The sequence below is a fragment of the Promicromonospora sp. Marseille-Q5078 genome, from assembly GCF_050315395.1.
GTDB lineage: Bacteria > Actinomycetota > Actinomycetes > Actinomycetales > Cellulomonadaceae > Isoptericola.
In genome coordinates this window covers 2,785,657-2,802,321 of sequence record NZ_JBNPQG010000001.1, presented here as the reverse complement: position 1 = coordinate 2,802,321, position 16,665 = coordinate 2,785,657, and the positions used below count along the sequence as shown (strand labels likewise).

16 protein-coding genes are annotated in these 16,665 nt (G+C 74.3%); 6 read left to right on the top strand and 10 right to left on the bottom strand.

The window, feature by feature from the left end; translation table 11 throughout:
• The first annotated feature begins 80 nt into the window (after positions 1 to 80).
• Positions 81 to 812: a DNA repair protein RecO gene (recO, locus tag ACQFYA_RS13115; RefSeq protein ID WP_499124832.1), complete on the top strand. Its 732-nt coding sequence runs from the start codon at positions 81 to 83 to the stop codon at positions 810 to 812.
• A gap of 16 nt (positions 813 to 828) precedes the next feature.
• Entirely contained in the window at positions 829 to 1,635 is an 807-nt protein-coding gene (locus tag ACQFYA_RS13110; RefSeq protein WP_499124830.1) for an isoprenyl transferase, read from the top strand.
• A gap of 12 nt (positions 1,636 to 1,647) precedes the next feature.
• On the opposite strand, the gene ACQFYA_RS13105 is transcribed toward ACQFYA_RS13110, so the two are convergent.
• The 9 genes from ACQFYA_RS13105 to ACQFYA_RS13065 all read right to left on the bottom strand — a co-directional run bounded on the left by ACQFYA_RS13105 (position 1,648) and on the right by ACQFYA_RS13065 (position 9,642).
• On the bottom strand, positions 1,648 to 2,703 hold the full coding sequence (locus tag ACQFYA_RS13105; protein ID WP_499124828.1) for an iron-siderophore ABC transporter substrate-binding protein: 1,056 nt from the start codon (positions 2,701 to 2,703) through the stop codon (positions 1,648 to 1,650).
• Between the two features lie 63 nt (positions 2,704 to 2,766).
• Positions 2,767 to 3,645, bottom strand: coding sequence for an ABC transporter ATP-binding protein (locus ACQFYA_RS13100; protein WP_499124826.1), 879 nt, complete (start codon positions 3,643 to 3,645; stop codon positions 2,767 to 2,769).
• A complete protein-coding gene (locus ACQFYA_RS13095) occupies positions 3,642 to 4,706 on the bottom strand; it encodes a FecCD family ABC transporter permease (RefSeq protein ID WP_499124824.1) in 1,065 nt (354 codons plus the stop codon). The genes ACQFYA_RS13100 and ACQFYA_RS13095 overlap by 4 nt, the downstream gene beginning before the upstream one ends.
• A gap of 1 nt (position 4,707) precedes the next feature.
• Complete coding sequence (locus ACQFYA_RS13090) at positions 4,708 to 5,751, bottom strand: FecCD family ABC transporter permease (RefSeq protein WP_499124821.1); 1,044 nt, start codon at positions 5,749 to 5,751, stop codon at positions 4,708 to 4,710.
• Positions 5,748 to 6,320 carry a DedA family protein gene (locus ACQFYA_RS13085; RefSeq protein ID WP_499124818.1) on the bottom strand — a complete coding sequence of 191 codons (573 nt, stop codon included), beginning with the start codon at positions 6,318 to 6,320 and terminating at the stop codon, positions 5,748 to 5,750. Before ACQFYA_RS13085 ends, ACQFYA_RS13090 begins: the two co-directional genes overlap by 4 nt.
• Before the next feature lie 79 nt (positions 6,321 to 6,399).
• Entirely contained in the window at positions 6,400 to 6,774 is a 375-nt protein-coding gene (locus ACQFYA_RS13080; protein WP_499127532.1) for a Fur family transcriptional regulator, read from the bottom strand.
• A gap of 86 nt (positions 6,775 to 6,860) precedes the next feature.
• Entirely contained in the window at positions 6,861 to 7,784 is a 924-nt protein-coding gene (locus ACQFYA_RS13075; RefSeq protein ID WP_499127531.1) for a metal ABC transporter permease, read from the bottom strand.
• Between the two features lie 14 nt (positions 7,785 to 7,798).
• Positions 7,799 to 8,668: a metal ABC transporter ATP-binding protein gene (locus tag ACQFYA_RS13070; RefSeq protein WP_499124815.1), complete on the bottom strand. Its 870-nt coding sequence runs from the start codon at positions 8,666 to 8,668 to the stop codon at positions 7,799 to 7,801.
• Positions 8,665 to 9,642 carry a metal ABC transporter solute-binding protein, Zn/Mn family gene (locus ACQFYA_RS13065; protein ID WP_499124812.1) on the bottom strand — a complete coding sequence of 326 codons (978 nt, stop codon included), beginning with the start codon at positions 9,640 to 9,642 and terminating at the stop codon, positions 8,665 to 8,667. The genes ACQFYA_RS13070 and ACQFYA_RS13065 overlap by 4 nt, the downstream gene beginning before the upstream one ends.
• Positions 9,643 to 9,834: 192 nt before the next feature.
• Here ACQFYA_RS13065 and ACQFYA_RS13060 point away from each other — a divergent pair, with 192 nt between their 5' ends.
• Complete coding sequence (locus ACQFYA_RS13060) at positions 9,835 to 11,226, top strand: glycine--tRNA ligase (RefSeq protein ID WP_499124810.1); 1,392 nt, start codon at positions 9,835 to 9,837, stop codon at positions 11,224 to 11,226.
• A gap of 103 nt (positions 11,227 to 11,329) precedes the next feature.
• Here ACQFYA_RS13060 and ACQFYA_RS13055 read toward each other — a convergent pair whose 3' ends face one another.
• Positions 11,330 to 12,283, bottom strand: a complete 954-nt coding sequence (locus ACQFYA_RS13055) for a LysR substrate-binding domain-containing protein (RefSeq protein WP_499124807.1) — start codon at positions 12,281 to 12,283, stop codon at positions 11,330 to 11,332.
• A 91-nt stretch (positions 12,284 to 12,374) separates the two neighbouring features.
• Here ACQFYA_RS13055 and ACQFYA_RS13050 point away from each other — a divergent pair, with 91 nt between their 5' ends.
• The 3 genes from ACQFYA_RS13050 to amaB are packed head-to-tail and all read left to right on the top strand — an operon-like array spanning position 12,375 to position 16,497.
• On the top strand, positions 12,375 to 13,565 hold the full coding sequence (locus ACQFYA_RS13050) for an NAD(P)/FAD-dependent oxidoreductase (protein WP_499124804.1): 1,191 nt from the start codon (positions 12,375 to 12,377) through the stop codon (positions 13,563 to 13,565).
• A gap of 17 nt (positions 13,566 to 13,582) precedes the next feature.
• Positions 13,583 to 14,959, top strand: a complete 1,377-nt coding sequence (gene hglS, locus ACQFYA_RS13045) for a 2-oxoadipate dioxygenase/decarboxylase (protein WP_499124802.1) — start codon at positions 13,583 to 13,585, stop codon at positions 14,957 to 14,959.
• On the top strand, positions 14,956 to 16,497 hold the full coding sequence (amaB, locus tag ACQFYA_RS13040; RefSeq protein ID WP_499124800.1) for an L-piperidine-6-carboxylate dehydrogenase: 1,542 nt from the start codon (positions 14,956 to 14,958) through the stop codon (positions 16,495 to 16,497). The genes hglS and amaB overlap by 4 nt, the downstream gene beginning before the upstream one ends.
• The last annotated feature ends 168 nt before the right edge of the window (positions 16,498 to 16,665 follow it).

Below are 16,665 nucleotides of genomic sequence, written 5' to 3'. Positions count from 1 at the left end.
GCACCTGTCAGAGCCACGTCGCGCCCCGGCGCGACGTGGCTCTGACCGTTCCCGTGGGTGGGTGCTGAGACAATGACGACGTGCCCCTGTACCGAGACGACGCGATCGTGCTGCGCACCCACAAGCTGGGCGAGGCCGACCGGATCGTCACGTTCCTCACCCGCGAGCACGGCAAGGTGCGCGCGGTGGGGCGGGGCGTGCGCCGCACGTCGTCCCGCTTCGGCGCGCGGCTGGAACCGTTCATGGTGGTGGACCTGCAGCTGCACACGGGCCGCAACCTCGACACGGTGACGCAGGTCGAGACGATCGGACCGTACGCCCGCGCCATCTGCGAGGACTACGGCCTGTACACCTCGGGCGCCGCGATGCTCGAGGCCGCCGACCGCCTGGTCGCCGCCGAGCACGAGCCCGCGGTGCAGCAGTACTGGCTGCTCGCCGGGGCGCTGCGCGCCCTGTCGGAGCGCACGCACGCGCCGGGCCTGGTGCTCGACTCCTACCTGCTGCGTGGCCTCGCCGTCGCCGGCTGGGCGCCGTCCTTCTCCGAGTGCGCCCGCTGCGGCGAGCCGGGCCCGCACCACGCCTTCTCGGTGGGGCAGGGCGGGGCGGTGTGCTCCCGCTGCCGCCCGCCGGGCTCCACCGCGCCGGCGCCGGAGACGTTCATCCTGCTCGGGGCGCTGCTGGGCGGGGACTGGGAGACGGCGGACGCCTCCGACCAGCGTCACCGCACCGAGGCGTCCGGGCTGGTCGCGGCCTACTCGCAGTACTACCTGGAACGCACGCTGCGCTCGTTGCGCATGATCGAGCGCGCATGATCGAGAAAGAGGTCTGATGCCCCGCACCGCCGATCCCCGGCAGCCCCGGTACGCCGAGCCGTACCCGCACCCCTCGGGGGCCACGCCCCCGTCGATCCCGCCGCAGTTCGTGCCGAACCATGTCGCGATCGTCATGGACGGGAACGGCCGGTGGGCCAACGCCCGGGGCCTGCCGCGGGTCGAGGGGCACAAGCAGGGCGAGAAGTCCCTGCTCGACGTCGTCGCCGGCGCCGTGCAGATCGGGGTCAAGCACGTCTCCGCGTACGCGTTCAGCACGGAGAACTGGAAGCGGTCGCCGGACGAGGTGAAGTTCCTCATGAACTTCAACCGCGACGTCATCCGCCGCCGCCGCGACGAGATGTCGTCCTGGGGCGTGCGCATCCGCTGGGCCGGCCGCAAGCCGCGGCTGTGGGGCTCGGTGATCAAGGAGCTGCAGGTCGCCGAGGAGATGACGCGCGACAACGACCGCTGCACCCTGACGATGTGCGTCAACTACGGCGGGCGTGCGGAGATCGCCGACGCGGCCGCCGCCATCGCGCGCGACGCCGCCGCGGGGAAGCTCAACCCGGCGCGGGTCACCGAGAAGACGGTGCAGCGCTACCTCGACGAGCCGGACCTGCCGGACGTCGACCTGTTCCTGCGGTCGTCGGGCGAGCAGCGCACGTCGAACTTCATGATCTGGCAGGCCGCCTACGCGGAGATGGTGTTCCTGCCCGAGCCGTGGCCGGACGTCGACCGGCGCCACCTGTGGCGCGCGGTCGAGGAGTTCGCCCGCCGCGACCGGCGCTACGGCGGCGCGGTCGACGTCCCCGGCGCGGACTGAGCCCGGCGGGGATCAGTCGCCGAGGGTCTCGGCCATGGAGTCGACGAGGGCGGGCAGCCCGTTCTCCCAGTAGACCGAGAGCGCGGTGGGCGGGGACACGGCGGAGACCTCCGGCGTGCCGACGACCTTCACGACCTTGCCGGCCTTGACCGCGGGGATCGCCTGGAGGTCCTTGTTGTCGTCGAAGGCCTGCGCGGCCTCCTTGCTGGCCGAGTAGGAGATGACGAAGTCCGAGTCGAGCTTGTCCAGCTCTTCGTAGGACAGGTCGTAGTAGAAGCTGCCGTTCGACGTGTCGAGCTCCGCGACGGACGGCGCGTTCTTGACGCCCAGGCCCTCGAGGAACACGGTCCGCGGGTCGTTCGACGTGTACACGGACACGATGCCCTTCGTCGGGTCGTCGTAGATGGCCGCGAACGTCTTGCCGGCGAACTCGGGGTGCTCGGCGGCCTCCTTCGCGACGAAGTCGTCGATGTCGTCGAGCACCTGCTCGCCGGCGGCGGAGCGCCCGAGGGCCTGGGCCGTGAGCGTGATCGTGTCCTGCCACGTCGTGGTCCAGGGGGCGTCAGGGTAGGCGACGACGGGGGCGATGTCGCTGAGCACGTCGTACTGCTCCTGGGTGAGGCCGGAGTACGGCGCCACGATGAGGTCGGGCGCGGCCTCGACGAACTCCTCGTACGGCACGGTGCTGCCGCCCTCGGGGTCGGACAGGATGGCGGGCTTGTCCACGCCGGCCTCGTCGTAGGCCTCCTCGACCCACGGCAGCAGCGCGTCCTCGCCGACGGTGTAGATCTGCTCGGCGACCGCGACGGGGTAGACGCCCGCCGCGATGGACGCCTCGGTCGACCCCCAGCCCCAGGTGGCGACGCGCTCGGGCGCCTTCTCGATCACCGTCTCGCCGAGCGCGTGCTCGATCGTGATCGGGAACTCGTCCGTGGCCGCGGAGGCCTGCCCGCTCGGTGCGGGGGAGCCGTCGCTCTCCGGGGTGCCGCCGGAGCCGCAGCCGGCGAGGGTCAGGGCGGCGGTCGCCGCGAGGGCGGCGGCAGCGGCGAGAGGGCGGCGAAGACGCACTGGTTCTCCTCGGTGGTGCGCGCGCCGACGGCGCGAGCGGTTGGTAGGTGAGGCGAGCCTAACCTATGTCGCGCTGTCGTTGTGCGTCCGCCCGAGGGGGACGACCAGTGGCGTTCCGGACACCGGGTCCGGCACTACGCGCGCCTTCAGGCCGAACGCCGCGTGCACCGAGGCGGCGGTCAGCACGTCGCCCGGGCGGCCCTCGGCCACCACCTGGCCGGCGCTCATCACCACGAGGTGGTCCGCGTACCGGGCGGCGAGGTTGAGCTCGTGCAGGACCATGACGACGGTGGTGCCGCGGGTCCGGTTCAGCTCGGTCAGCAGGTCGAGCAGGTCCACCTGGTGGGCCAGGTCGAGGTACGTCGTGGGCTCGTCGAGCAGCACGACGTCGGTCTCCTGCGCCAGCACCATGGCGATCCACACGCGCTGTCGCTGCCCGCCCGAGAGCTCGGCCACGGGGCGGTCGGCGAGGTCCGCGACCCCGGTCGCCTCGAGGGCGCGCAGCACCGCGCTGTCGTCGGAGGAGCTGTGCCGGCCGAACCACCCCTGGTGCGGGTACCGGCCCCGGCCCACGAGCTCCGCGACGCGGACGCCGTCGGGCGCGGTCGACGACTGCGGGAGCACCCCGACCCGCTTCGCAAGCTCCTTGCGGGACAGGGCGCCCACGTCCGCGCCGCCCAGCGTGACGTGCCCGCCCTCGAGCGGGTGCAGGCGCGCCAGGCCGCGCAGCAGCGTCGACTTGCCGCAGGCGTTGGGACCGACGATCGCGGTCACGCTGCCGGCGGGGAGCTCGAGGTCGAGACCGTCGATCACGCGTCGCCCGTCGTACCCGAGGCTCACGCCGTGGGCGCGCAGGGTCGCGTCAGGTGCCGTCCCGGGTGTCGTGGGGGTCGCGGCGGCGGGACGCGCGGGCGCCGCGACGGGCCGGTGCACGTCGGTCATGCGAGTGCCTTCCTTCGGTCGGAGGCCAGGAGCCACAGCAGGTAGGGGGCCCCGATCAGGCCGGTGACGATGCCGGTGGGTGCCTCGACGCCGAACAGCAGGTGCTGACCCACGACGTCCGCCGCGAGCACCAGGAGGGCGCCCGTCAGGACGGAGACGGCGAGCGCGGCGCCGCCGTCGTCGAGCAGCCGGCGCGCGATCGCGGGCGCGACGAGGGCGACGAAAGCGAGCGGGCCGACGAACGACGTCGCGACTCCCACCAGGCCGACGGCGAGCAGCAACGAGGTGACGCGAGCCGCGTCGACCGCCACCCCGAGGGCGCGCGCGTTGTCGTCCCCGAGCGCGAGCGGGCCCTGCCACCGCGAGACCACGGCGACCCCGCCGCCGAGCACGAGGGTGACCACGGCGAACGTCAGGAGGTCCGTGCCGCGCACGTCGGCGACGCTCCCGACCGTCCAGACGAGCGCGGACTGCGCCGCGCGGATCTCGACGCTCGCGAGCAGCCACGCCAGCAGCGACGAGCACAGGTAGGCGAAGCCGACGCCGACCAGGACGAACCGGATCGAGTGCAGGCCCTGGCGCCAGGCGAACACCCAGATCGCCAGCGCGACGAGGAGCGCGCCGACGAACGCCGCCCCGGACACGGCCAGCCCGGTGAGGCCCAGCACGAGCATCGCCGTGACCGCGCCGAGGCTGGCGCCGCTGGCGATGCCGAGGATGTCGGGGCTGGCCAGCGGGTTGCGCAGCGTGGTCTGGAACATGGCGCCCGCGAGGCCGAAGGACGCCCCGGCGAGCACCGCCGTCTCGATGCGGGGCAGCCGCAGCCGGTGCACGACGAACACGTCGGCGTCCGAGCCCACGCCGAAGAGGGCTGCCAGGGCGCGGCCGGGCGCGAGCGAGGCCTCGCCGAGCGTGAGGGCGAGGGTGGCGAACGCCACGAGCAGGACGGCGAGTGCGGTCACCACGAGGGCGAGCCGGCGCCGCCGGCGGTGACGCAGGGCGACGACGGGATCGGCAGGTGTGCCGGGGGCGGCCGGGCGGGCGACGAGGTCGGCGGTCATCTCACACCCCCGCCACGGTCCGGCCGCGGGCGACGGCCACGAGGACGGGGGCACCGATCGCCGCGGCGACGACGCCGGCCTCGAGCTCGGAGTGCGGCAGCACGAGCCGGCCGATGACGTCGGCGCCCAGCAGCATGACGGGGCCGAGGAGGGCGGTCAGCGGCACGATCCACCGGTAGTCCGTGCCGACGAGCCGCCGGGCGGCGTGCGGCACGGCGAGCCCGACCAGCGCGATCGGGCCGGCGAGCGCCGTCGCCGTCCCGGCGAGCAGGACGACGGCGGCCGCCGTGAGGCCGCGGGTCACGCCGACGCGCTGGCCGAGCGCGGCGGCGACGTCGTCGCCGAGCGCGAGCATGGACAACCGGTGCGCGAGGGCGCCGGCGAGCACCACGCCGACGGCGACGAACGGCCACAGCACGGCGAGGGTCTCCATGCCGCGCCCGGTGAGCGAGCCCACGGCCCAGAACCGGTACATGTTGAAGGCCTCGGGGTCCCGCAGCAGCACCAGGGTGATGAGCGGCGTGATGAGCGCGGTCACCGTGGCGCCGACGAGCGCGAGCTTGACCGGCTGCCCCGAGCCGATGGAGAAGACGAGGAGGGCGGCAGCGGCGGTGCCCGCGAACGCGAACCAGACGAAACCGAGCGGCGACGCCACGCCGAGCATCGAGACGGCGACGACGACGGCGAGGGACGCCCCGGAGTTGAGGCCGAGCAGGCCCGGGTCGGCGATGGGGTTGCGCGTGACGCCCTGGACGAGGGTGCCGGCGATGCCGAGGGCGGCGCCCGCGGCGAGGCCGACGAGGGTGCGCGGCACACGCTGGTCGCGCACCACGTCGTGGTCGACGTTTCCGGCGACCGGGTGGGTCAGCGCCTGCCAGACGGTCGCCACGTCGATGTCCCGGACGCCGAGCGCGAGGCTCGCGACGACGACGACCGCCAGCACCACCACCGTGGCGACGACCACGAGCAGGCGGCCCCGGGTGCGCCGGGCGACGAGGGCTGCCGCGGGACGGGGCGCCCGGGTGACGGCGGTGGCGACGCTCACGAAGCGTCCTCGGGGGCGACCGGTTCTGCTGGTCGAGCCTGTCGCGAGCCGGGCGTGCGGTGCGTCAACCGGTAGGCGACCCAGGAGACCAGCGCCACAGCAGCCAGTCCGACGACGACGAGGGTCACGGGGTTGCGCAGCCCGAGGGCGATCGCGCCGTTCACGGCGGCGGTGCCGACGGTCGTCCAGATGCCCGCCCACACGGCGCAGCCGACGAGGAGGGCCGCCAGGTAGCGGCCGAACGGCATGCGGAGGTACCCCGCGGCGAGGTTGACGAGCGTCTGCACCCCGACGGTGAAGAAGGACAGGGTGACCGCGGGCGGGCCCCACCGGTGGACCCGGTCGACGACGGCGGCGGCACCGGGCCGCGCGAGGGCCTCGGCGACGCGGCCGCTCGACGTGCCGCGCGCGACCCCGCGACCCGCCCAGTAGGTGGCCTGCGCGCGCACGAGGACGATGCCGAACGCCGCCGCGTACACGACCCAGAACGGGACGCCGGCGATCGTGAAGACGCCGGTGCCGTCGGCGTCCTCGGCCGCCATGGTGAGCGCGGGAGTGGTCAGGTGCACGGGCTCATTGTGCCCGACTGAGGTATGGCTGCCCTAATGCGCCGGTCGCGGGCCCGGGGCCGGCCGGGTCGGTTGGCGCTCAGCCGCGGCACCGTGCGCAGGTGCCCCAGAGCTCGACCGTGTGGTCGATGTCGGCGAAGCCGTGCGTGGCGCCGACCGACGCCGCCCAGGACTCGACGGTGGGGCCGTCGATCTCGACCGCGCGGCCGCACACGCGGCACACGAGGTGGTGGTGGTGCTCGCGGCGCGCGCACCGGCGGTACAGGCTCTCGCCGTCCTCGCTGCGCAGCACGTCGACGTCGCCACCGTCGGCCAGTGCCTGCAGGGTGCGGTACACGGTGGCGAGGCCGACGGCGTCGCCACGGGCGCGCAGCAGCTCGTGCAGCTGCTGGGCACTGCGGAACTCGTCCGTGTCGCCGAGGGCGTCCGCCACGGCCGCCCGCTGCCGCGTCATCCGCGGGGCGGTCCGCTGCGCGGCCTCGCGATCGGCCTGGCGCTCGGCCTCGCGCTCGGCCTGGCCGGTGCGGTGGGTCGTGTCGTTCACGGCGTGCACTCCTCCTCGGGCGTGCCCCGGCCGACGCCGGCGGGGGCGACGGCGACGTCGTCGGGGATGTCGGGATGCGGGTCGGCGGGCGGCCGGCGGCGGGCCAGCAGCGGGTGCAGCAGCGCGACGACGGCGTAGACGGCGATCGCGAGCACCACGATGAGGGCGCCGGGCGACACGTTGTGCCAGTAGGTGATGGACAGCCCGGTGACGCACACGGCCACGCCGATCACCGAGGCCACGATCATCGTGCGCCGGAACGAGCGCGTCACGAGCTGACCGATCGCCACCGGGACGATCATCAGGGCGGAGACGAGCAGCAGGCCGACGACGCGCATCGCGACGGTCACCGTGAGCGCGGCCAGCACGGCCACCGCCATGTTCAGCGCCCAGACCGGCAGCCCGGAGGAGATGGCGAACTCCTCGTCGTGGCTCACGGAGAACAGCGCGGCCCGCAGCCCGAGCCCGATGAGCAGGATCAGGCCGCACAGGGCCACCGTGACCCAGACGTCGGACAGCGTGACCGACGAGATGGAGCCGAACAGGTACGCCATGAGGCTGCCCGACGAGCCGCCGGCCAGACCGATGAGCAGCACGCCGCCCGCGATGCCGCCGTAGAACAGGATCGCGAGCGCCAGGTCGCCCGACGTGCGGCCGCGGCGGCGCACCACCTCGATCAGCACGGAGCCCGCGACGGCGGCGACCACGGCGCCGGGCACGGCGAGCACGTCGTCCGGCACCAGCCCCATCGCCGAGCCGACGAGCCAGCCGAGCGCGACGCCGGTGAGCGCGACGTGGCCGATGCCGTCGCCCAGCAGCGCGAGCCGCTTCTGCACCAGGTAGGTGCCGACGACGGGCGCGCTGAGGCCCACCAGGAGCGCCGCGACGAGCGCCCGCTGCATGAACGGGTCGGTGACCATCTCCCACAGGCCGCTCACGGTGCCACCTCGTCCTCGCTGCTGTCGGTCCGCGTCTCGAAGGGCCCGTCGGCCAGGCGCACGTCCTCGGCGCGCTGGTACGTGCGGGAGTGCTCGTGCGGGTGCACGTGCTCGTGCGACTCGCCGCCGTGCCCGGGCTGCGGGGTCGGCGGGGCGCCGTCGTGCACCACGCGGCCGTGCCGCAGGACGACGGCGCGCTGCACCAGCGGCGCGAGCTCGCCCAGCTCGTGCAGCACGACGAGCACCGTCATGCCGTCGTCCACGAGGCGCGTCATGGTCGCGGCGAACGCCTCCTGGCTGGGCCGGTCGACGCCCGCCACGGGCTCGTCGAGCACCAGCAGCTCGGGTCTGCGGACCAGGGCGCGGGCGATGAGCACCCGCTGCTGCTGCCCGCCGGAGAGCTGGTGGGTGGCGTACCGGGCGCGGTCCGCGAGCCCGACGAGGTCGAGCGCCTCGCGGACGCGGGCGCGCCAGCCGCGCGGCAGCCGCAGGCGCCGGCCGTGCAGCAGGCCGGAGGCGACGACCTCGGCAGCGGTCGACGGGACGCCGGCGGCGGCGCTCACGCGCTGCGGCACGTAGCCCACGCGCCCCCAGGGCACGTCGTTGCCGAGCGCGTGGCCGAGCAGCCGCACCTCGCCGGCGGTGGCCGGCAGCACGCCGACGAGCGTGCGCACCAGGGTGGACTTGCCGGAGCCGTTGGCGCCGAGCAGCGCGACCACCTCGCCGCGCCGGACGGTGAGGTCCACCCCGCGCAGCACCGGGCTGGCGCCGAGGCGCACGTGCAGGTCGTGGGCCTCGATCGCGGGGACGCCGTCGTCGGGGGGCGTCGCGCACCCGCCCGGGGAGTCGGTGGCGAGCGTCGTCATGAGCACTGGAGCCCTTCGGTGAGCGCGGCCAGGTTGTCCTGCATGACCGAGACGTAGTCGTCCCCGGCCTCGGCCGCGTCCTCGGACAGGCCCTCGAGCGGGTCGAGGACGGCGGTGGTCACGCCGATGTCCTTGGCGAGGGTGTCCGCCACCTTCGGGCTGGTGAGCGTCTCGGTGAAGATCGTGCTGACGTCGTTCTCCTCGACGATGGCACCGACCTCGCGGAGCCGCGCGGGGGAGGGCTCGGCCTCCGGGTCGAGGCCGACGATGCCCACCTGCTCCAGGTCGTAGCGCTCCGCGAGGTAGCCGAACGCCTCGTGCGACGTGACGAGGGTGCGCGACGCGCACTCCTTCAGCCCTGCCGAGTAGTCGCCGTCCAGCTCCTTGAGGGACTTCTCCAGGGTGCGCGCGTTCTCGGCGTACACGGCGGCGTGCTCCGGGTCCGCCTCGCCGAGGGACGCCGCGACCGCGTGCCCGACGTCGACCAGGCGCGTCGGGTCCAGCCAGAAGTGCGGGTCCTGGGCGCCCTCGCCGCCGTGGTCGTGGCCGTCGTCCTCGGAGTGCTCGCCCGTGCTCTCCTCGCTGTCGTCCGCGGCCTCGCTCGGCGTGCCCGGGTGCGCCTCAAGCGTCACGACGTCGCTGGTGTCCACCACGTGCTCCGGGGACTGCGTCTCGACGGCGTCGTCCACGGCGGCCTGGAAGCCGGAGGAGTACACGACGAGGTCGGAGGTGCCGATCTCCCGCACCTGCGCGGGGGAGAGCTCGAGGTCGTGCGGCTCGGCGGCCGGCGGTGTGAGGTTCGAGACCGACACCAGGTCGCCGCCCACCTGCTCGGCCACGTACTGCAGCGGGTAGAACGATGCGAGCACCTCGAGCGTGCCGTCGGAGCCGCCGTCGTCGGTGGAGCACCCGGCGAGCACGGCGGGCAGGGCGAGGACGGGCAGGGCGGCGAGGGCCGCGCGTCGGCGAAGCATGAGAACGATTCTCAGGAGATTGAGAACCGTTGTCAACTCGGTGCGACCTGTCGGCGCCCGGGGGGCCGCGACGGCCCCGGTAGGCTGGTGGCACCGCAGCCGGTCGACGTCGGGCCCCGACGTGCCGACCGGGCGGCGTTCCCCGCACCGGCCCCACGAGCCACGTGGCGGCCCGACACCCAGGAGTGATCCGTGGCAGCACCGTCCCCGACCGCCCAGCTCGACGCCGTCGTCTCCCTCGCCAAGCGGCGAGGCTTCGTGTTCCAGTCCGGCGAGATCTACGGCGGTACGCGCTCCGCGTGGGACTACGGGCCCCTCGGCGTGGAGCTGAAGGAGAACATCAAGCAGCAGTGGTGGCGCGCGATGACGCGCCGCGACGACGTCGTGGGTCTCGACTCCGCCGTCATCCTGCCCACCCCGGTGTGGCACGCGTCGGGCCACCTCGGCGCGTTCAACGACCCGCTGACCGAGTGCCTCTCCTGCCACAAGCGGTTCCGCGAGGACCACATGATCGAGGAGTTCGAGGAGAAGAAGGGCCGCGCGCCCGAGGGCGGCCTCGCCGAGATCGCCTGCCCGAACTGCGGCACCCGCGGTCAGTGGACCGAGCCCCGCGACTTCAACATGATGCTCAAGACCTACCTCGGCCCGGTCGAGGACGAGTCCGGCGTGCACTACCTGCGGCCCGAGACGGCGCAGGGCATCTTCGTGAACTTCTCCAACGTCGCGGCGGCGTCGCGCAAGAAGCCGCCGTTCGGCATCGCGCAGATCGGCAAGTCGTTCCGCAACGAGATCACGCCGGGCAACTTCATCTTCCGCACGCGCGAGTTCGAGCAGATGGAGATGGAGTTCTTCGTCGCGCCGGGCACCGACGCCGAGTGGCACCAGTACTGGATCGACACCCGCATGAGCTGGTACACGGACCTCGGCATCGACCCCGAGAACCTGCGCCTGTACGAGCACCCGGCCGACAAGCTCTCGCACTACTCGACCCGCACGGTGGACATCGAGTACCGGTTCGGCTTTACCGGCAGCGAGTGGGGAGAGCTCGAGGGCATCGCCAACCGCACCGACTTCGACCTGAAGACCCACTCGGAGCACTCCGGCAAGGACCTGTCGTTCTTCGACCAGACGACGAACGAGCGCTGGCTGCCCTACGTCATCGAGCCGGCCGCGGGCCTGACCCGGTCCCTCATGGCGTTCCTCGTCGAGGCGTACGCCGAGGACGAGGCGCCCAACACCAAGGGCGGCGTCGACAAGCGCACGGTGCTGCGGCTGGACCCGCGCCTCGCGCCGGTCAAGGCCGCCGTCCTGCCGCTGTCCCGCAACGAGGCCCTGTCGCCCAAGGCGCGCGACCTCGCCGCCGAGCTGCGCCGGAGCTGGAACGTCGACTTCGACGACGCCGGCGCGATCGGCCGCCGCTACCGCCGCCAGGACGAGATCGGCACGCCGTTCTGCGTCACGGTCGACTTCGACACCCTGGACGACGACGCGGTGACCATCCGCCACCGCGACACGATGGCGCAGGAGCGGGTGTCCCTCGCCAAGGTCACCGCGTACCTCGCGGAGCACCTCGCCGCGTTCTGACCCCCGCGGGACGAGCAGGGGCCCGGGTCCGCAGCTGCGGACCCGGGCCCCGACGCCTGCCGTCCGGACGGGCGCACGTTGTCGTCGACGTCCGTGCTGACCGTCACAGGCTGAGCGAGAACGGGCGCCCGGTGCCGTGCACGACGGCCTCGATCGTGCGCGCCACGGCCTCCACGGCGGGCCGCCGCGGTGCCGTCGACGGCTCGAGGAGCACGATCTCCCGCTCCACGAGGTCGTGGAGCGTGGTGGTGCGCAGGTCGTGCGCCGGCCGCAGGCTCCGCATGATCGGCGTGGCCAGGGTGACGCCCAGCCCCTGCGCCACCAGCGCGAGCGTCGTCGAGGTGTCGTTCACCTCGTGCGCCGCGCGCGGCTCGAAGCCGGCGGCCCGGCACGCCCCGCGCACCGCCGCGCCGTAGTGCGTGGGCAGCGGCGGCAGGATCCACGGCAGGTGCGCGACGTCGGCGAGGTACATCCGGGCCGGCAGGTCCGAGGTCGGCACGGACACCAGCTCGAACCGTTCGGTCCGCAGCGGGCGCAGCGTCGTGCCGGGCAGCCGGGGGATCGGGGCGCCGGGGTAGTCCAGGCCGAGGCCGAGGTCGACGTCCCCGCGGCGCACGGCGCCGGCGACGTCGTCGACGGTCAGCTCGATCCCCACGAGCGTGATGCGCGGGTGCGCCGCCGCGAGGTGGGCGATCAGCTGGGGCAGGAGGCTCGCCGCCACGGTCGCGAAGGCGCCGACGCGGACGGTGCCGGACGCGTCGCCGCTCGCGGCCCGCGCGGCGTCGACGGCGTCCCGCTGGGTGGCGAGCAGCGTCTCGGCACGCTCGGCGAGGGCGAGCCCCGCCTCGGTGAGCGCGACGCCCCGGCCGTGCGGGCGGACCACCTCGGTGCCGAGGGCCCGGGCGAGCGCGGCGAGCTGGTGCGAGACCGCGCCCGTGGTGAAGCCCGTCGCCGCCGCGGCGGCCGTCATCGTGCGGTGCTCGGCCAGCGCGCGCAGGGCGCGCAGCCCCGACCACGGCAGGTCGCGCACGGAGGGTTCGGCAGCGCTGACGTCCACCTGACCAGGCTACAACCGTGCAGAGAAACTTGACGGATTAGGCGACGAACCTTCGATGGTGCTGGACGCTCCCGCGGGCCACGATGAGCGCATGGCTCAGGACCAGGACGTCCCGCGGCGGGCCGACGTCGTGGTGGTCGGGGGCGGCGTCATGGGGACGTCCGTCGCGTTCCACCTGGCCGAGGCAGGGGCCGACGTCCTGCTCCTCGAGTCCGGCGAGCTCGGCCGGGGCAGCTCCGGGAAGCCGATCGGCGGCGTGCGGGCGCAGTTCTCCGACGCGGCCAACGTGACGCTCGGCCACCGCAGCCTCGAGCTGTTCGAGGACTTCCGTCGCCGGCCCGGGGCCCGGATCGGGCTGCGCCAGCCCGGCTACCTCTTCGCGCTGCCGTCCGACGACGACGTCGCGCTGTTCGACCGCTCCGTCGCCGTGCAGCGCGAGTGCGGGGTCGACAGCCGCCTGCTCACGGTGGCCGAGGCCCGGCGCCTCAACCCCTATCTCTCGGCGACGGCCTACGCGGGGGCCGCGTTCGCCCCTCGCGACGGCTGGGCGCACCCCGCCGCCGTCGTGGCCGGCTACGCAGACGGCGCGCGGCGGCACGGGGCGGGCGTCGTCACGCACGCCCCGGTGACGGCCGTCGAGACCTGCGCGGACGGCCGGCTGACCGTCGTCACGCCCCGGGGCCGGGTCACGACCGCCGCGCTCGTGCTGTGCGCCGGCGCCTGGTCCCGCCCGGTGGGCGCGCTCGTGGACCTGGACCTGCCCGTGGACCCCGTGCGGCGGCAGATCGCGCTCACCGCGCCGCTCGAGCCGGCGCCGCCGACGATCCCGTTCACGATCGACTTCGGCACCACCTTCTACCTGCACAACGCGGACACCCGCGGCACGCTGCTGCTCGGCGCCTCCGAGCCCGGCACCCCGGTCGGCTTCGACACCGCCTACGACCCGGGGTGGGAGCCGTGGCTGCGCGACCTCGCCGTCCGCGCCACCCCGGCGCTCGCCGATGCGCCGCTGACCGGGGGCTGGGCCGGGCTCTACGAGCTGACGCCGGACCACGACGCCCTCGTCGGGGAGGCGCCGCGGCCCGCCGGCGACGCCCGCGTGCTGTACGCGTGCGGCTTCTCGGGGCACGGGTTCCTGCAGGCGCCCGCCGTGGGCGAGGCGATCGCCGACCTGTACCTCGGCCGCGCCGGAACGCCCGCCGCGCACGGGGTCGACGTGTCGGCGTTCGACGCCCGGCGCTTCGGTGCGCGACGGGCGCGCACCGAGGCCAACATCATCTGAGAGAGGAAGCGCACACCGTGACGACCGACACCTTCTGGGAACCGTGGCAGCTGCGGGCGGCGTTCGCGCGCTCGCTGTCCGACATGTACGGCCGCGAGGTGCCCGCGTACACGACGCTGCTGGAGGTGTCCCACGAGGTCAACGCCGACGTCGTGCGGGACCGCGGCGCCGACGCCGAGCGACTGGGCTCGATCGACCGCGTCACGGCCGAGCGGCACGGCGCGATCCGGGTGGGCACGCCCGCGGAGATCCAGCAGGTGGCGCGGGTCTTCGGCGCGATGGGGATGCGCCCGGTGGGCTTCTACGACCTGCGCGACGCCTCGTCGTCGTCCGTGCCCGTGATCTCCACGGCGTTCCGGCCCGTGGACCGCGCCGAGCTGGCGCGCAACCCGTTCCGCGTCTTCACGTCCCTGTTGGTGCCGGGCGACCGGCGGTTCTTCAGCGCCGACCTGCAGGACCGGCTCGAGCGGTTCCTGGGCGCGCGCACGCTGTTCGGGCCCGCGCTGCTGGCGCTCGCGGACCGCGCCGAGGCCGACGGCGGCCTGGCCGACGACGACGCCGCGGAGTTCCTGCGCCTCGCTACTGCCGCGTTCGAGCTGGGGCGCGAGCCGGTCGACCAGGCCTGGTACCGCGAGCTCGAGGCCGTCTCCGCCGTGGCCGCCGACATCGGCGGGGTGGCGTCCACGCACATCAACCACCTCACCCCGCGGGTGCTCGACATCGACGACCTGTACGCCCGCATGGAGGCGCGCGGCATCACGATGATCGACGCCATCCAGGGCCCGCCGCGGTGGGAGGGGCCGGACGTGCTGCTGCGGCAGACGTCGTTCCGGGCGCTCGCGGAGCCCCGCACGTTCCGCACGCCGGACGGCGAGGTGGTGCAGGACTCCTTGCGCGTGCGGTTCGGGGAGGTCGAGGCGCGCGGCATCGCCCTGACCCGGCAGGGCCGGGCGCGCTACGACGCCGCCATCGTGCAGGGCGCGACGGCGGACGTCTGGCGCGAGACGTTCCCGGCCACGGAGGCGGGCCTCGTCGAGCAGGGCCTCGGGTACTTCACCTACGAGGTCGCTCCGTCGGTCGAGCCGGTCGAGACCACGGCGGGCCGGGCCGCCGTGGTGCGGCGCGAGCCGATCGTCTACGAGGACTTCCTGCCCCGCTCGGCCGCGGGCATCTTCCAGTCGAACCTCACCGAGGAGGGCGCCAAGGACGCCAGCCAGGCCGGCGCGGAGCGCGACGCCGACTGGATGGCCGGCGCCGTCGGGCGCGAGCTGTACGACCCCTTCGACCTGTACGCCGCGCAGGTGGCGGCGTCGCGCGACCGCGCGGCGCAGCGCCTCGGCGTCGGCCCCCACCACCTTGAGAACTCCTCCACCCAGCAGGGAGCCCAGGCATGACCACCCAGACCCTCAGCCCGTTGACCACCGAGCTGCACGACGCCGCGCTCGCCGCACTGACCCGCATCGGCGCCGAGGTCCCCGCGGCCCCCGCCGACGGCGGGCTGCCGGTCGTCTCGCCGCTGACCGGCGAGGCGCTGCTCACGCTTCCCGAGGCGGACCGCGCGGACGTCGACGCGGCCGTCACCGCCGCCGCGGAGGCGTTCCGCGCCTGGCGCTCGGTCCCCGGGCCCGTGCGGGGCGGCGTCGTGCGCCGCCTCGGCGAGCTGCTCACCGAGCACAAGGCGGACCTGGCCGAGCTGGTGACGATCGAGGCCGGCAAGATCACCTCCGAGGCCCTCGGCGAGGTGCAGGAGATGATCGACGTCTGCGACTACGCCGTCGGCCTCTCCCGGTCCCTGGGCGGGCGCACGATGCCGTCCGAGCGACCCGGCCACCGGCTCATGGAGCAGTGGCACCCGCTCGGCGTCGTCGGCGTGGTCAGCGCGTTCAACTTCCCCGTCGCGGTGTGGTCGTGGAACACCGCCGTCGCGCTGGTCTGCGGCGACACCGTCGTGTGGAAGCCGAGCGAGAAGACGCCGCTCAGCGCGCTCGCGTCGAACGCCCTGCTGCGGCGCGCCCTCGCCGAGGCCGGGTTCCCGGAGGCGGTGAGCACCGTGGTGCTCGGCGCCCGCGAGGCGGGGGAGGCGCTCGTCGCGGACCGGCGCGTCGCGCTGCTGTCGGCCACGGGCTCGGAGCGGATGGGGCAGCAGGTGGCGCCCGTCGTCGCCGGGCGCGGCGGCCGGTACCTGCTGGAGCTCGGCGGCAACAACGCGGCCGTCGTCGCGCCCTCGGCCGACCTGGACCTCGCCGTGCGCGGCATCGTGTTCGCGGCCGCCGGCACGGCCGGGCAGCGGTGCACCAGCCTGCGCCGGCTCATCGTGCACTCGTCCGTGGTGGACGACCTCGTGGGGCGGCTGCAGTCGGTCTACGCCGGGCTGCCCGTCGGCGACCCGCGCGCCGACGGCACGCTGGTCGGACCGCTCACCGACGCCGGCGCCCGTGAGCGGATGCTCGCCGCGCTCGACGAGGCGCGGACCGACGGCGGCACGGTCGTCGTCGGGGGAGAGGCGGCCGAGGTCGACGGCGCGCCCGGCGCCGCGTACGTCTCCCCGGCGCTGGTGCGGATGCCCGCGCAGACGGACGTCGTGCGTCGGGAGACGTTCGCGCCGATCCTCTACGTGCTGACCTACGACACGCTGGAGGAGGCCATCGCCCTGCACAACGACGTCCCGCAGGGGCTGAGCAGCGCGATCTTCACCCTCGACGTGCGGGAGGCGGAGACCTTCCTGTCCGAGGTCGGCTCGGACTGCGGCATCGTCAACGTCAACATCGGCACGTCCGGCGCGGAGATCGGCGGCGCGTTCGGAGGCGAGAAGTCCACCGGCGGCGGGCGCGAGTCCGGCTCCGACTCGTGGAAGCAGTACATGCGCCGCGTCACCAACACCGTGAACTACTCCACCGAGCTGCCGCTGGCGCAGGGCGTGAACTTCGGCTGAACGTCCCGTCCCGCCGAGATAGAGAGGCACCTCGCCGAGATAGAGAAGGGACGGGGCGGCAGCACGTGCGGCCCGTCCCTTCTCTATCTCGGCGAGGAGCCTCTCTATCTCGGCGTACCGATGACAGATGTCATGGCCACGTCGTGACAGGCGACCCTGCAGGTCAGG